The 15,628-nt window shown below is 63.6% G+C and carries 9 protein-coding genes; all 9 read left to right on the forward strand.

Features of this window, described 5'->3' with window-relative positions; translation table 11 throughout:
- Positions 1 to 3,823: 3,823 nt before the first annotated feature.
- The 9 genes from RCR19_RS00005 to RCR19_RS00045 all read left to right on the forward strand — a co-directional run bounded on the left by RCR19_RS00005 (position 3,824) and on the right by RCR19_RS00045 (position 15,619).
- Positions 3,824 to 4,666: an alpha/beta fold hydrolase gene (locus tag RCR19_RS00005; protein WP_331263086.1), complete on the forward strand. Its 843-nt coding sequence runs from the start codon at positions 3,824 to 3,826 to the stop codon at positions 4,664 to 4,666.
- Between the two features lie 40 nt (positions 4,667 to 4,706).
- Positions 4,707 to 6,440, forward strand: coding sequence for a thiamine pyrophosphate-dependent enzyme (locus tag RCR19_RS00010; RefSeq protein WP_331263087.1), 1,734 nt, complete (start codon positions 4,707 to 4,709; stop codon positions 6,438 to 6,440).
- A gap of 32 nt (positions 6,441 to 6,472) precedes the next feature.
- Complete coding sequence (locus RCR19_RS00015; protein ID WP_331263088.1) at positions 6,473 to 7,501, forward strand: hypothetical protein; 1,029 nt, start codon at positions 6,473 to 6,475, stop codon at positions 7,499 to 7,501.
- A 373-nt stretch (positions 7,502 to 7,874) separates the two neighbouring features.
- On the forward strand, positions 7,875 to 8,006 hold the full coding sequence (locus tag RCR19_RS00020; RefSeq protein ID WP_331263089.1) for a hypothetical protein: 132 nt from the start codon (positions 7,875 to 7,877) through the stop codon (positions 8,004 to 8,006).
- Between the two features lie 795 nt (positions 8,007 to 8,801).
- Positions 8,802 to 10,085, forward strand: coding sequence for a DUF5933 domain-containing protein (locus RCR19_RS00025; protein WP_331269300.1), 1,284 nt, complete (start codon positions 8,802 to 8,804; stop codon positions 10,083 to 10,085).
- Positions 10,086 to 11,086: 1,001 nt separating this feature from the next.
- A complete protein-coding gene (locus RCR19_RS00030; RefSeq protein ID WP_331263090.1) occupies positions 11,087 to 11,602 on the forward strand; it encodes a hypothetical protein in 516 nt (171 codons plus the stop codon).
- A gap of 502 nt (positions 11,603 to 12,104) precedes the next feature.
- On the forward strand, positions 12,105 to 12,284 hold the full coding sequence (locus RCR19_RS00035; RefSeq protein WP_331263091.1) for a hypothetical protein: 180 nt from the start codon (positions 12,105 to 12,107) through the stop codon (positions 12,282 to 12,284).
- Positions 12,285 to 13,068: 784 nt separating this feature from the next.
- Positions 13,069 to 15,285 carry a glycoside hydrolase domain-containing protein gene (locus RCR19_RS00040; protein WP_331263092.1) on the forward strand — a complete coding sequence of 739 codons (2,217 nt, stop codon included), beginning with the start codon at positions 13,069 to 13,071 and terminating at the stop codon, positions 15,283 to 15,285.
- Positions 15,286 to 15,313: 28 nt separating this feature from the next.
- Positions 15,314 to 15,619 (forward strand): hypothetical protein, encoded by a 306-nt coding sequence (locus RCR19_RS00045; RefSeq protein ID WP_331263093.1) that lies wholly within the window; start codon positions 15,314 to 15,316, stop codon positions 15,617 to 15,619.
- The last annotated feature ends 9 nt before the right edge of the window (positions 15,620 to 15,628 follow it).

A 15,628-nucleotide genomic window follows, 5' to 3' on the forward strand; every position in this document is an offset into this window, starting at 1 on the left:
CGTATCTGCGGTTGGAACCGCTCTGGGTCCTTCCTCCACGCAGCGGGTGGGAAACCCCGCCCGCGTCGGGGTTTGGGCTCGACCAGCGCACAGCGCCGTCCACGTGGCCTGTACGTCGCCGAGTGGGTGGACGCCCAAGGCCACCGGTAGGGAGGCGTCGTCCGACCGGTTCCGGGTTCTCCCCCTACCTCGACCCTGGAAAAAAAAAAAAAAGGAAAAAAAAAAAAAAAGAATAAAGAGAAGAAGAGAATAAAAGGGAAAAAAAAAAAAAAAATGATCCTGTCCCTGCCGTGTGGCAGGAAAAAAAAAAAAAGACAAGCTGGTGTAGGGGAAGTCGGTGCCGATCATCAGCAGGCGTCACACGCGTGCTGGAGCGCGTGAATGGCAGCCCGCGTACCGAGGAGGCCGTCATTCCGCAACCTGCGTTTCGCGTTGTCGTGTTTCGAGGACTGCTTGCCCTTGAGTGAGTAGCCCGACGGGCGCACTACTCAGGTTTTTTTTTTTCTTTTTTTTTTTTGTTCCTTTTTTTTTTTCTTTTTATTTTTTTTTTTTTTTTTTTTTTTTTTTTTTTTTTTTTTTTTTTTTTTTTCTATCTTTTTTTTTTATTTTTTTTTTTTTTTTTTTTTTTTTTTTTTTTTTTCCTTTTTTTATTTTCCTTTTTTTTTTTTTTTTTTTTTTTTTTACTTTTCTTTTTTTTTTTTTTTTTTTTTTTTTTTTTTTTTTTTTTGTTTTTTTTTTTTTTTTCTTTTTTTTTTTTTTTTTTTTGTCTTTTTTTTTTTATTTTTTTTTTTTTTTTTTTCGTTTTTTTTTTTTTTTTTTTTTTTTTTTTTTTTTTTTTTTTTTTTTGTTTTTTCTTTTTTTCTTTTTTTTTTTTTTTTTTTTTTTTATTATTTGTTTTTTTTTTTTTTTTCCCTTTGTTCCCTTTTTTTTACTCCTTCGTGCCACGCGCGTGCGCGGTGACCTCGTGTGGGGCCCAGGGCGGAGCGGCAGATAGGGGGCAAGCCCTGGCCACCGAGAACGGCGACCAGTGCCGGCTTCCCGTAATCATCTCGGCAGGCGGGGGGCGAGATCCCCCCTCCTCCCCGGCCGGGCGCGCGCAAGCCGGCCTGGGCATCCCGCTCAATCTCGTAGCGAATTATCCTTTTCGGCGCGTCCGCGGCCCGCTATGGTCGCCGGGGTCGTGCGACGACTGCGGGACCGCCCCGGTTTCCTTGCGGCCGTCACGGCCGAGGTCACGGACGGTACGGTAGCCTGGGAGTGAAGGGCCGATGGTTGACTCAGCCAAGGACAACCAGAGTACACCGATGCGGTCGCGAAGAACAACAAAAAAAACCGGTACGGGTTCAAACACCATTTTCCCTCTGACGGGTCTCGCTGTCCGCATCAGGGCCGGGTTTCGGGTTATCGCCGCCAGGCACTATTAAGTGGGGCACCTGCTCCTTGATGGCGTCCGCATCCCGTTGATCAGGTTAGCCAACCACCGGTGGCCGTCCCGTTCCGCACACGTGGCGAGAACCCGGATGCCCCGTCATTTATCGTCGACCCCCCCATCCCCCCCCCCCCAAAAAGAAGAAGAAAAAAGACCCCGGGGGGGGGCCCTCGCAAAAGGCGGCCCAGAGGCGAAGGGCGCCGAACTCCTCGTTTCGCACGTGTAACGAAGTCGGACCTCATTGGCCGTTGCGGCGCAATGGGGGGGGGGCGTCGACCAACGCGGGTTTGATGCGCGCAGGAAGGTCGCCGCCACGATTCCGTATCAATCGTCACGTAAAACACGCCGGTCTGCTGACCAGCAATCGATCCCACAGGCCGGTCGGCCACCGTCTTCGAACATGGCGTACTTCTCCCTTTCTCATCGGGTTTGCGGAGGTTGTCGGATTGTTTCCGGTCAGTGTTCGCACGTGGTGGCTTCGAGGACTCCCCCGCTGCGCGGAGGGTTCAGTGCCCTAAAAGTCCCAGGGCTTAGTCGGCGACGGCTATTCCCCGGCCGGGCGTCGCCGCAGGTTGAAGTGAATCGCGGCCCTTCGAAGACGGTGTGTGGGCGGTTGACCGCCGTCGAGTGCTTGGCGTTCTGTCCCTTCTTCGTAGTTCTGGCCGCTGGCGGCAGTGTGGGCAGGATGTGGTCGCTGCCGCCGGAGACAAAAACAACAGGCGGGCGCCGGTCGTTTGTCCGGAGAAGTTAACGGTCGTGGCTGCGTGCGGGGGGTGACGGCCGCGAGTCCGCCCTGGAACAGGAAAATGCGGGCCCGGTTGTCGGCAAAACCCGCGCGGGGTAGCGGTCGTAGCCTGCTGAGAGCTTCTCATCCGGGTGTTGGTGAGGCGCGTAGTCAGCAACGAAAAAAACTGCTGTTGCCGTCAAGGGGACGGCCCTGTGTATGTTTCGCGCCGGGTCCTTCAGGACCGGCAGGACCGAGCGGAGGTTTCTGACAACTGCATCGCGTTCACCATCAATACAGAGAAACCAACCCGTGGTGGGGGTTGTGGGGGGGGGGGGGGGGGTTTGTGGGGGTGTGGGGGGGGGGGGGGTTGGGGGGGGGGGGGGGTGGGGGGACGGCGGGGCTCTCGTCGGTAATCGAACTACAACCCCCCGGCGGGGGCGCCGAAGCCCGGCGCCCCAACCCCCGCACCCACGCATACCCCTCACCACCCTGCTAACCAGTCTGCCTCCCCAGCAGGCTGGGCGAAAGACTTCCCGCCGAAGGAGTGCCGCTCCTGATGATCGGCGGAGTTTCGAGCTTCTTCTCTGATCACTTGATGAAGAATGGTCACAACAACAACCTCCCGGCCACCCCGACAAAGACTTCAACACCGAGGCGATCCAATACACCCCTGCCGAGTTTTCCCCTCCGCGCGCGCTCGCCAACTCCGTCCTCTACCCTCCTCGATCCCGGGGTATCCGGGTGTGATCGAACGGTGATAGCCCCGCTCCTCGTATCGCGGGCGGTTCCAGTGCTCCCATCCACGGGGTCATACAAAGCCGTGAAATCAGAACGAATTCGTGTTATCCGTTGCATCACCTCATGGGTCGGCATCCCCTTTGGTCGCTGTCTGCGGGTAGTTGTTTTGTCCTGGCAGAAACACTCCCCGGACAACCCTCGATCTGTCCTGCCGCGATCAGCCTGCCCCAAACTGCACTGTGCGGTGGCCCCAACGCTTTCTCGGAACCCAACTCTCCCCCCCCCCGCCCCCGGCCCCCCACCCCCCCCCCCCGCCCCCCCACAACCCTCTCTCCCGCCCCCCACGAGCCCCGCCGGCGGTGTGGCACAGCAAGTGACCAGAACAGCTGCTTTTTTGGTGGGGGGAAAAAAATTCGCGATGCCGGCTATTGAGCGGTGCAAGCGGTGCCTGTTCGAGTATCCCCTAACCGGGGGGGACCGCTTCGCCAGGGCAGGCGGTACCCTCCGGCGCATCAGCGCGCCCGTCTCTCCAGACTCGTGGCCGGGTGCCGGAACATCGCCGCCCATGGTGTCCCTCCAGACCATCGGCCAGTCCCGGGCACGCGCACCGCGAGCTCGCCCGGCTGGCCGTGGTCTGGAGGGACACCATGGGCGGCGATGTTCCGGCCCGGCACGAGTGAGAGCCGGCGCGGATGCGCCGATGGGTCCTGCCCTTGGGAAGCGGTCCGGTCGGGGATATCGAACGCACGCGTGCACCGCTCATAGCCGGCATCGCGAATTCAGCTGCTGTTCCTGGTCGTTGCTGTGCACAACCGCCGGCGAAATCGTTGGGGCCACGCACAGTGCACGTGGCGGCAGGCTGATCGCGGCAGGACAGATCGCCGGGTGTCTGCCCGGACAACTACCGCAGCGACAAAGGGGATGCCGACATGAGTGATGCACCGAACACGATCGTTCTGATTCACGGCCTTTGGATGACCCCGCTGGCCTGGGAGCACTGGACCGCCCGATACGAGGAGCGGGGCTTCACCGTGCTCACACCCGGATACCCCGGGATCGAGGCGGGTGAGGCCGGAGTGGCGGCGCTGCGCGAGGACCCCTCGGCGATCGCCGGTGTCGGGGTGCGCGAGGTGCTGGACCATCTCACCGAAGTGATCGAGAAGCTCGACACTCCGCCGATCATCATGGGGCACTCCTTCGGCGGGACGTTCGCCCAGCTGCTGGTGGGCGCCGGGCTCGGCGCCGCCGGGGTGTCGATCGACGGAGCCGCCGTCAAGGGTGTGAACGCGATGCCGTTGTCAGAACTCCGCTCGGTCCTGCCGGTCCTGAAGGACCCGGCGAACATACACAGGGCCGTCCCCTTGACGGCCAAGCAGTTCCACTACGCCTTCACCAACACCCTGGATGAGAACGCCTCTCAGCAGGCCTACGACCGCTACGCGGTGCCGACACCGGCCCGCATCCTGTTCCAGGGCGGCTTCGCGGCCGTCACCCCGCACGCAGCCACGACGTTCAACTTCTCCGACAACGACCGGGCGCCGCTGTTGTTTGTCTCCGGCGGCAGCGACCACATCCTGCCCCCTGCCGTCCAGCGGCAGAACTACGAGAAGAACGCCAAGCACTCGACGGCGGTCACCGCCCACACCGTCTTCGAAGGCCGCGATCACTTCACCTGCGGCGAGCCCGGCTGGGAAGCCGTCGCCGACTACGCCCTGGACTGGGCACTGAACCCGCGCAGCGGAGTCCTCGACGCCACCACCGGCGAACACTGACCGGATCCGACGCAACCCGCTGAGAAGGGAGAGTCCCGCCATGTCGAAGACGGTGGCCGACGGCCTGTGGGAGATGCTGGTCAGCGCCGGTGTACGGCGCTGCTACGGAATCGTGGGCGACGCGCTCAACCCGGTGGTCGACGCCATGCGCCGCAACGGCCAGGTCGACTTCGTACACGTGCGAAACGAGGAGTTCGGCGCCTTCGCCGCGGTCGCCGAGGCGAAACTGACGGGGCATCCGGTCGCCGTGTGCGGAACGGCCGGCCCCGGGGTGGCTCACCTGATCAACGGGATGCTGGACGCCCTCAAGGAGCAGGTGCCCCTCATCGTCCTGGCCGGCGACACCGAAACCGGCCTGATGGACAGCGAGACCGTCGAGGAACTGAACCCGTACCGGTTCTTCGCGCCCGCATCGGTGTACGTGGGCCGGCTGGTCAACCCCGGCCAGCTCCGTACCGTCGTGACCTCGGCCGTGACGGCCGCAGTAACCCGGGGCGGTCCCGCAGTCGTCGCACTGCCCGGCGACATAGCGGCCGCGGACGCGCCGAAGGATCGCTACGAGATACGGCTGCCCCGGCCGGTGCGCGCGCCGGCCGGGGAGGAGGATCTCGCCGCCATGGCCGAGATGATCAACGAAGCCGGCACGGTCGCCGTCTTCGGCGGCCAGGGCTGCGCCGGGGCCCACACCGAGGTCACCGCGCTGGCCGGAAAACTGAGTGCGCCCGTCGGCTACTCACTCAAGGGCAAGCAGTTCCTCGAACACGACAACGCGAACGCGGTCGGAATGACCGGCCTCCTCGGCTACGGCGGCTGCCATCACGCGCTCCAGCACGCGGACGTCCTGCTGATGCTCGGCACCGACTTCCCCTTCACCAGCTTCCTGCCACACGGCAGGACCAGGATCATCCAGGTCGATGAGAACCCGGAACGGCTCGGCCGACGCGTACCGGTGGCCTTGGGCGTCACCGGCGACGTACAGGCCACCGTGGCCGCGCTGCTGCCGCTGGTCGAGCCCAAACCCGACGGCGGGTTCCTCACCCGCTGCGTGGAGGAGACCGAGCGGTTCCACCGCAGGACGCGGCACTACACGAGCAAGGGCCCCCGCATCAAACCGATCAGGCCCGAGTACCTCGCCACCGTCCTCAGCGACCTCGCCGCCGACGACGCACTGTTCTTCGCCGACACCGGCACCCCCGTCATCTGGGCCGCCCGGCACATCAAGTACGGCCCGCGGCGGCGGCTGCTGGGATCGTTCTCCTGGGCGTCGATGGCCACCGCCTCACCCGGCGCGTTCGGCGCCCAGCTCGCCTTCCCCGGCAGGCAGACGATCGCGCTGTGCGGCGACGGAGGATTCACCATGCTCGCACTCGGCGACCTGCTCACAGAGGTACAGCGCCGACTGCCCGTCGTACACATCGTGCTCAACAACAGCAGCCTGGACTTCGTCAAGATCGAGCAACAGGAAGCCGGCTTCGTCCCGTTCGGCACCGACTTCACCAACCCGAACTTCGCCGTCGTCGCCGAGGCCATGGGCGCGAAGGGCATCCGCATCGAAGACCCCGACGACGTCGCGGACGGCCTCGCAGCCGCCTTGGCCCACACGGGCGGCCCGGTCGTCGTCGACGTCCTCGTCGACCCCTACGCACTCGCCGTCCCAGCCCACGTACCGGCCAAAACCGCCGTCGGATTCACACTCAGTGCGGCCCGGCAAGTCCTCGCCGGCCGTCTCGACGACGTCATCGACACCGCTACGCACAACGCCCGGCTCATCTGAACCGCCGCCCCGCCGACCAAGGAAGACGCACAATGAAAGACAGCCACGACTCCCCACCAAAAACCGCGGGCGCGGCGCCCACCTGGCACGAGATCCACCACGGCGGCTCGCCGGAGGCCGAAGAGGCTCACTTCCGCGACCTGGCGGACGTCATCGTCAACATCCAGCGGACCAACAAGCAGAAATCCGGCTCCCAGGTCTCCCGCCGCACGTTCCACGCCAAGATTGTCGTCGGCGTGGACAACGCCGAACTCGCCTTCCGGGACGATCTGCCCGCCGACCTGCACGCCGGAAACTTCACCGCCGGGGCACGGCTGCCGGCCATCGTCCGGCTGTCCAACGCCAGCGGTGCCGTCCGAACCGACACCAGCCCCGACCTCCGCGGCGCAGCACTGAAGATCACCCTCCCCGGTGGCAGCGAGCACGACCTCCTCATGACCAGCTATCCGGTCTCCCACGCCCGTAACGCCGCCCAGTTCGTCGAGATCGCCAGGATCGGCGCCGGTCCCAAAGCCCTGGTCCTGCCGCGCATGCTGGCGGAGTTCGGTCCCTCGGAGACCGCACGCATCCTCGGCAATCTAAAGAAGGCCAACCGCCCATCGGCCAGCCTGGCCCAGGAGTCCTACTGGAGTCGCGGCGCCGTCCTGTGGGGGGACACCGGGCCCGTCAGATTCCGCCTCAGTCCCCTCGGCGCACCCACTGCGCCTACCCTGCGGCCGGACTCAACGGACGAACTCCTAGCCGACTTCTCCGCCCGCTTGAGCACCTCGCCGGTGCGGTTCGCCCTCCACATCCAAAAGTACGTCAGTGAGCGGCTCACCCCGATCGAGGACGGGGCAGTCGAATGGAAGGAGGCAGTCTCGCCCTGGGTCAGCGTGGCCACCCTGGCGATTCCCCCTCAGAGCATCCTCGACGCCCAGGGGCGGGCTACCCGTGACCGTATCGACACCCTCGCATTCAACCCCTGGCACGCCCCTGCAGAGTTCCGCCCGCTCGGCAATCTCAACCGTGCCCGCCGCACCGTCTACGCGGCCAGCGCCAGGGAATGGCAAGCCCGGTAGCGGCCGCGCCGAGCGTCAACCCGCATCGGCCAGTAGAACTCCGTGACCAGGTCGCACGGATAGGCACGGTGGAGGACCGTAGACACGACCCCGCATGAACTCCAGCTCATGCATGCTCAACAGGGTTGCAGCCCCCACCTACAGTCCTGCCGTTACCAACCCGCGGGAGAGCCGTTGAACACGGCATCGCGCATTACCATCCGTCCCCCGCGGAACGCGACGCGGTAGAGGCCCGAATCCCATCCGGTTTCGGGCCTCTGCTCATACCCAAAGCACACGTCCGGCCCGACTCCAGCCGTAGATCGTGGTCATGGAGCTGAGGCTGCTCGAAGTACAGCCCCGACGGCTCAACGCGCATGACCAAGACCGTTCAATGGGACCATCCCTCCGACGCCCCTTCGACCAGCGCGCCACCATCAACGGCCGCCCCATGCTGCGCATCAGCACCGGCGGACTGACCGGCTACTGGGTATGGCAGGGCAACGTCGCCACCGACGGTCTCTGACACACCTGCCGCTGCGCGGGGCTTCATGCCCCATCGAGCCTCGCGTCCCAGGACTTCACGGTGATCAGAGGGGGACCGAGACGCCTGCGGGCGAGCAGCAGTGGCACAACCACCGTCCAGGGCAGCGCTGGGGCAGTTCTGCTGTGGTTCAGGTGGTGCTGAACCGCGCGGTGCAGGAGTTGCTGTCCCGGCGAGCCGCTGGCCGCGTACACGATCTGCAGCAGGAACTGGCCCTGGCCCGCACGGTCGCGTTGTCGTGGTGACCGGGCAGCCGAACGGCCCTGGCCCGAGCGGTTGCAGCAACCATACCCGTGGCCTGGCCCCGCGTCCTGAAGTCGCGTGAGGGGTGGCCTTGCGCGACGCCGTCATGCTGCCCGAAGTCTCGTGACGGCATTGACCTATCCCGCTCCTTCCGGACGGTGCGAGCCGCCCACAACAGGGAGGTCCCGGCCGGCTGGGGCGCAGAAGGGCCCTTCGTCTACCACCCCCGCCGCCGCCTGAACCCCTCTGGCCCGGCCCACTCCTCAGCATCGACTACACCGCGTTCGCCGCGCGGCAGCACACGAACACCCCAAAAAGTCTGCCGCGACACGGCTCCCACATGAACATTCCGCTAACATGTTCGAACTCGCGATGATCAACCGATCGCCTCAGCGACAAAATGCTCTTTTTGGCATCAAGTAAACAATCAACCAACATCTAACAAATCGACTCTAATTGATATCTATAGCATCGCGGACGTTTTCGCGAATAAGACCCAGAATCGTCTTCTCCGCGTGGCATCGACCACGGGCGATACTGTGGACCGCAGCGGGTGTGACGGCTCTCGGATTCCTCGTCGCGCTGGAAATCACCGCACGTCACTACGGCTTGCCCGGTCCGATCACCCAGCAGATGCAGGAGGTGATAGTCCCGCCCAAGTCAGGCTTCCTGCTATACGCCAGTCTGGCCTTGATGACGGTGGTGCTCCCCCTGCGGCAACGTCTCCTCGCGGCAGGTACCGCGATCGGCATCGACGTCGTCTTCATTCTGGTGCGGTGGGCAGCCCACATCAGGGTGACCCAGGGACACCCCTTCGGTAACGGCGCATTGTGGGTGATCCTGGGCTGTGCCGTCCTTGCTGTGACCCGCCGTGCCGGCCAGGAACGCGTATTGCTCTTGAAGGGGGTCGGGCTGGCCCTGTTGCTGGTGGCCGGTCGCAAGACCGGTGACACCTGGCTGCTCATCACCTCGAAGACCCGATCGATGGTGCTCGACCAGTACGTGGCAACCGCCGATCACGCGCTGGGCAATCCCTCGTGGCTGGTAGGCCGGATGGTCAGGTCCACCGGCCCGATCGGGGCCGGCGCTCTCAACATCGTCTACGGTCAGCTTGCCGTGGCCGCGGTCGTCGTGGCCTTTTACCAGCTGCGCAACGTGGCGACCGAACGCCGCTTCCCGGACCACCATCTGGTACGCACATTCCTGGTCATCGGCCTCCTCGGGCCCAGCATCTACATGCTGTTCCCGGTGGTCGGACCGGTCTTCGCCTTCGGTGCCGACGGCGGGAACTGGGCGATCGCCAACCTGTGGCCGGACACCCCCACACTGGTCAATGCACCGCACCTGATGCCCTTCGACGGAATCACTCCGCGCAACTGCATGCCCAGTCTGCACACCGCGTGGGCCACCACGATTTTCATTCATACCCGCCGGGGTCCACGGGCTCTGCGCATCGCCGGCACGTTCTGGCTGGTCGCCACGCTCGGCGCAACGCTGGGATTCGGCTTCCACTACGGCGCGGACATCGTTGCCGGAGTGGTTTTTGCGTACACGATCGAGGCGGGTCTGCGCTCGCTCGCACATGGCTGGGACCGGTCCGGATTCCAACTGGTCGCTCACGGCACAACGGTCTTCGCTGCACTGCTGCTGTCATATCGCTATCTGCCGGTGCAGATGGCCGACCATCCATGGCTGTTCGGACCGCTCCTCATTCTGGCGATGACCTCCGTGGTGCACGGCTACCTGCGGACCACCCGACTGTGGGAACCAAAAGCCGCACCGGCACGGCAACCGGAACCGCAACCCGGACTGGCCTGAGCCCGCTCATCAGGGTCCGTCTCCAATGCCGCCTGACTCTGCCGCCGAGCTGTAACCCCGCTTCTACCCGCCGTCCACCGCTCTCTGAACTCGCCCACCGACGTCATCGACGTGAGCAGCAACCATCCCGCGCCCGAGGCGTCGCCGAAAAGTCCCGCAAGGGTGAATCCGCCCGGCCGTCAACAGCGCATGCCGCGAGGAGCTTTTCGTCCAGTAGGGGGAATGACAGCCCCCCCACCACCGAGGCCGTTACTCGACAGATACTTCGGGAGGTCTCTCCGACGCAACGCGCGCAACTGGCACCGGTCATGGAGCTCAGCGGACGCCGCGTTGCGCGGACGGGACCGCGTACGTGAACACCGACCTGCCTGCCCCTGGCTGAGGCGACAGCCCGCGCCTGTCCGTGCTGCTGCTGGTAGCGGCCGCGCAGAGCGAGGCATGGGCAAACGCTCTGGGAACTGCGCTCACCTGTACTCCGTCCCGCGCACCGGCAGCCAGGACCGGAGAAACCATCCCCGCGGGGCGCGAGGGGCAGAAGCCGTTCATCCAAGTCCCAGGTGCCCTTGTCGAACTGCGAGGAACCGATTGGGTCGGCCATCCACCTCGGCCCCGGCCCGCCGCTACACCTACCTTGCCATATGGGTGAGCCGGTGAGCTTCGCCTCCTTGGCCTTCACATGCCCCGTAACTCGTGGCCCCCTGTGCAGGAAGTGAAACCAGCCATTTATGTGATCACAGCGTCGGCTCCGCTTGAACTTACCGGTGGGCGTGTCGCAGTGAGGGCAGAGAGCGCCTGCGGTTCCACCGGGATTCCACTTCTAGATCAATTTAGGCCGTGGACGGGGACTTTCGAAAGCGCTTGCGCCGCAGGGGTCACTGCCGTTGCTAGCGTCAACGGCGCTGACAGAGCACTCCGGCCGTCCAATGCTGCAATACCCCGACGCGCGACACCACAGCACGCCGGCGCAACCACCAGCACTCCGTCACCCGGAAGGACATGTCATGTCGGTTCCCAGAGCAGGTCTGCGCGTTGCCACCGCCGCTGCCGTGCTGGCCGGTCTGGCAGTAGCGGTGCCGCAGGCATCCGCTACCGGCCGGCCTGCCGTGAAGATTTCGGCAAAGGCCGACTCGACCACGCGGGCCCTCGTTCAGGCGGATCCCTCCCGCGCTGCTGCGGCTGCCACAGTCTGCGGGTCCGGCTACGCGCTGAGCAGGGCCATACCGCTCCCGGTCGGCGTTGATCCCAGCGTGCGAAAGGGCACACTGTTCGCCTACGAAAACAGCGGCAACGGCTGCGCCATCCTCGACAACAACGTCGGAGGAGCGAAGTACATGTACCTGCATGTCTGCAGGGTCGACGGCACTGGTTGCGACACGGACACGGGAAACTTCAGCGAGTACGCTGGCCCGGTCTACGTCACCAGCTTCGCTTGCGCTCCCGTCACCGCCAAGATGGGCACCACATCGAGCAACTTGTACTTCAACTACAACTCCGAGTATGTCTTCCCCTGTGACTGAGCTCAGACTTCGCCAACTTGGACTCCCCGCGCGCCTGATAGCCGTGGCCGCACTGATTCCACTCGCTCTGACAGCGTGCGGGGGTCAAGGCGACCAGCGGGCCGCTACACCTACTGCACACCCGTCAGCGGCTGAAGAGCCGTCCACGGGTGCAGACCAGTCGGTGGCCGCCAGCCAGGCAGCCTCCGCAGCACCCCGACAGACAGCGCAAGCTGGTGACCCGTCCCCGGAATCGTCGGACGTCGACGAAGCCATGGCAGAGGCAAACCGCGAGGCTGACGAACAACGTGCCGCCGCGGCCGCCAGCGGAGAGCCCGTCGCCCCTAGGGACACTCACGTCCCGGCCCCCGGGGAGTACGGGTTTGGGAAGCCAGCCGCTACCGCCCAACATGGTGAGGTCGTCGCCTACACGCCGCGCCATGAGTCAGGGCGACTGACCGTTCCTATCACCATCCACAACGGGAGTGACGATCGTGTCAACTATCGAGTCGAAGTAACGGTAGTGGGGGGAAACCAGGATTCCCCCGTCACGGTCACGACCAACGCGAACAACGTCTTCCCGGGAACCACCTGGCCTACCCAGGTCGACATCACGACAGCAGGCGTCACCACCAGCCCTGCCAACCTGCAGATCAGTCTGGAAGTAGTGCAGGACGTCTACCCATACGGCGACGGCCACTGACTCTTCCTGACGCTGCGCGGGAATTCCGTTGTCGACGAGACGGTGCCCGGTGCGCCCAGTATTTCATCAACACCACGTGCAGCGGGGGTGGGTGTGCGGCACTTAGGCATTTTGAAGCCGGTCGAGAACGGTTACGCCGGCTGGGCTTTGACGTGCGCGGCCGCTCGGGCGTTGCTGCACGAGGGGGGATTACGTCTCATTGGGTAATTTCAGCCCGAGCGCGCTCGCGACAGTCGCGTCGAAACATGGATAGCGAGACCAGGCCGGGACACTTTCGGCACCATGATCATCCAATCCGCCCTCTACCGTAAGGGCTGCGACGGTGGTGGCGTCATTGGGACTTGCAGCGACCGCGTCGAGAGCGATGTGGAGCAGTTGAAGACGCAGATGAGAGCCGGTATCGCCAATCGGTATCGCTCTCCGGCTGTGGGAAGCGCGTATCCCCCGACGGCAGACACGACCGCGGGCTTCCCATTGCCATCCAGTGCGAGCTCGCAATCGCGGACGGCGCAGCGAACGAAGTCTTCGGCCCCGGAACGCACAGCACCTGCGCCGCAACCACCGCCCTCGCAACAGGTCTAGGGGCGACCTGCACCCCCTTGGCGCTACCTGAGTTCCTCTCGTGGAGCCGCCCCGTCGATGATGCCCAAGTGGTGTCCTCTATTCGCGGGTGACTCTGCAGAACGGGAGCCAGAGAGGTTCGCTGCCCGTGCGTCCGATCCCGAGGCGTGCCAACCACCCTGGCAGAGAACAGTCCAATTCATCGCGAAGGTAGGAGGAGTAAATGGCCGACGAGATGGTGCTTCGCGCACAGAGGTTCGTCAATACGACCTACAACAACGGTTCCACTCTCGGCATAGGCAAACTCGAGGAGAACGGGCAGACCGGCTGGCCGGTCATGTACGCCCTTACTCGTGCCCTCCAGTATGAGATGGGCATCACGGCACTGTCGGACTCATTCGGTCCGACCACGCTGGCGACCATTGGTGAGAAGTACGGCAAGCTCGACGAGACGACCATCCCCTCGGCGAACTTCTGCCGGATCATCCAGTCGGCGCTTTACTGCAAGGGGTACGACGGCGGCGACATCGACGGCACCTACAATGATCGGGTGAAGGCCGCCGTCGGGAAACTCCACCAGAACATGGGCGTGGCCAGCACATACCCCGGCAGCTCCCTGTGGCCGAAGACGACCAAGGGTCTGTTCAACATGGACGCTTACGTCACTGTCGCCGGCGGCTCTGACACCATTCGCTCTGTCCAGCAGTGGCTCAACGGCCGCTACATCCTGCGTAAGGACTACTACGTCATCCCCTGCGACGGCCACCACTCCCGTGACGTCGCCAAGTCGTTGCTGCTGGCCATCCAGTACGAACTGGGCATGGCCGACGGCGTTGCGAACGGCGTCTTCGGCCCGGGAACGCAGTCCGGCCTGAAGTCCCACACCGTCTCCGTCACGAGCAACGCCACCGGCGTGTGGGCACAGCTCTTCACTGCAGCAATGATCCTCAACAAGAACACTGTGGCCTTCGGTGACTTCACCACCGCCGTGCAGAGCACCGTCCAGACCTTCCAGGCCTTCTGCCAGCTTCCCGTCACGGGTGCCGGCGACTTTTCCACCTGGGCATCCCTGTTGGTGTCCTACGGCGACCAGTCCCGCAAGGGCACCGCCTGCGACGGCGTCACCATGATCACTGCGGAGAGGGCGGCATCACTCAAGGCGGCCGGCTACAAGTACGTCGGCCGCTACCTCTACAACCCCTACCCCGACGGGGATCTCCCGGAGAAGCAGATCCAGCCCGGGGAACTCGCCACCATCAAGAACGCCGGGCTGCGCTGCTACCCGATCTACCAGACGTGGAGCCGCTCCGCCGACTACTTCAACACCAACCAAGGCGTCAGAGACGCCTTCCAGGCCATCGACTGGGCCCGGTATCACGGCTTCAAAGCAGGCACCGTCATTTACTTCGCGGTCGACTACGACGCGATGGACGACGAAGTCACCTCGTACGTCATCCCACACTTCCGCGCCGTCATGCGGACCATCAGCGAAAACTCCGGGTACAACGTGGGCATCTACGGCGCACGCAACGTCTGCCAGCGCGTCATCGACGCCGGCTACGCATCGGTGTGCATGGTCTCCGACATGTCCAGCGGCTTCTCCGGCAACCTGGGATACCCGCTGGCCTCCAAGTGGTCTTTCGACCAGATATCCACCATTACGGTCGGGTCGGGCAGCGGATCACTCGAGATTGACAACAACATTGCGTCCGGCCGCGACACCGGCCAGGGCGACTTCGACGCCGGTGTCTCCTTCGATGGCCTGGACACGGACCTGGACAAGGACGCCTACCGCGCCTCCATGCTGACGGACGTGAAGAACTACCTGGAATCGATCGGCGTTCCCGAGACGGGGGGAGACGGTTGGACCGACTCGGACTGGGCCACCCTCGGCGGCATATCCACCACTGAGGCCTTCGGTGCTGTGGTGGATGCCGACTGGCTCTTCACTTCGCTGGCCCGAACACTGAGGGTCCGCAAAGCACTCATCCAAGCCCCGGTCATGTGGGAACTGCGCAAACTCAACCCCCTCGACTTCGCCGCCGATGCCGCGGTCCAAGCGGGTCTGAAGGACGACTGCAGCACCGGCTGGGGGCAGATCTTCGCCAAGACCGCCATCCAGGCCCGCAACTACTGCATCGGTGAGGGCATCATCAACGGCACGGGCCTGGACTACAACAACAAGGACGACCTCAGAGCCGTGTGGGACAAGCTTCACGACGATCAGGAGTACAACATCCGCTCCGTCGCCTACACGTTGATCTTCAACGCGGAGCTACTGGGTATCCCCCGGCCGGATCTGACGGGCAATGTCCAGGTCACCGAGGCTTGTCTCGCTCGGTACAACGGAGAGGGCCCGGACGCTGAGAAGTACGGACAGGAACTGATGGGCCTGTACAACGTCTTGGAAAACTACAACGCGTTGTCGCGCGCCGCATAGCGCACCCGCACAGAAGAAGGATGAAGAGATGATCAGGCGGTGGTCGGTGCCCCTGGGGGCGAACATGCTCGTCGGGATCCCCGGCGTGATCCCATACTGGCTGCTCTGGTACCTCGCATCGAGTTGGGCGACGGGCCCCGCGCCGGAAGAGAACGACGGCATGGCACTCTGGCTGGTCATAGTCGTGCCCATCGTCGGGCTCTACGCCCTGCTCTGGGCGTCCGTCAACCGGCCACTCGCCCGCCGGAGTGCGCTTACGTCACATGCTTACTGGTCGCTCAGCATCCTCGCCACCTTCCTCCCGACTGCCGCGCTCATCATCTACTCCCCGTGAAAGGACACG

The organism is Streptomyces sp. WAC07094 (assembly GCF_036320405.1).
GTDB lineage: Bacteria > Actinomycetota > Actinomycetes > Streptomycetales > Streptomycetaceae > Streptomyces > Streptomyces lannensis.

Coding starts and splice junctions, on each gene's coding strand:
- RCR19_RS00040 (WP_331263092.1), top strand. CDS start 13,069: ATGGCCGACGAGATGGTGCTTCGCGCACAGAGGTTCGTCAATACGACC.
- RCR19_RS00045 (WP_331263093.1), top strand. CDS start 15,314: ATGATCAGGCGGTGGTCGGTGCCCCTGGGGGCGAACATGCTCGTCGGG.
- RCR19_RS00005 (WP_331263086.1), top strand. CDS start 3,824: ATGAGTGATGCACCGAACACGATCGTTCTGATTCACGGCCTTTGGATG.
- RCR19_RS00030 (WP_331263090.1), top strand. CDS start 11,087: ATGTCGGTTCCCAGAGCAGGTCTGCGCGTTGCCACCGCCGCTGCCGTG.
- RCR19_RS00020 (WP_331263089.1), top strand. CDS start 7,875: ATGGGACCATCCCTCCGACGCCCCTTCGACCAGCGCGCCACCATCAAC.
- RCR19_RS00015 (WP_331263088.1), top strand. CDS start 6,473: ATGAAAGACAGCCACGACTCCCCACCAAAAACCGCGGGCGCGGCGCCC.
- RCR19_RS00010 (WP_331263087.1), top strand. CDS start 4,707: ATGTCGAAGACGGTGGCCGACGGCCTGTGGGAGATGCTGGTCAGCGCC.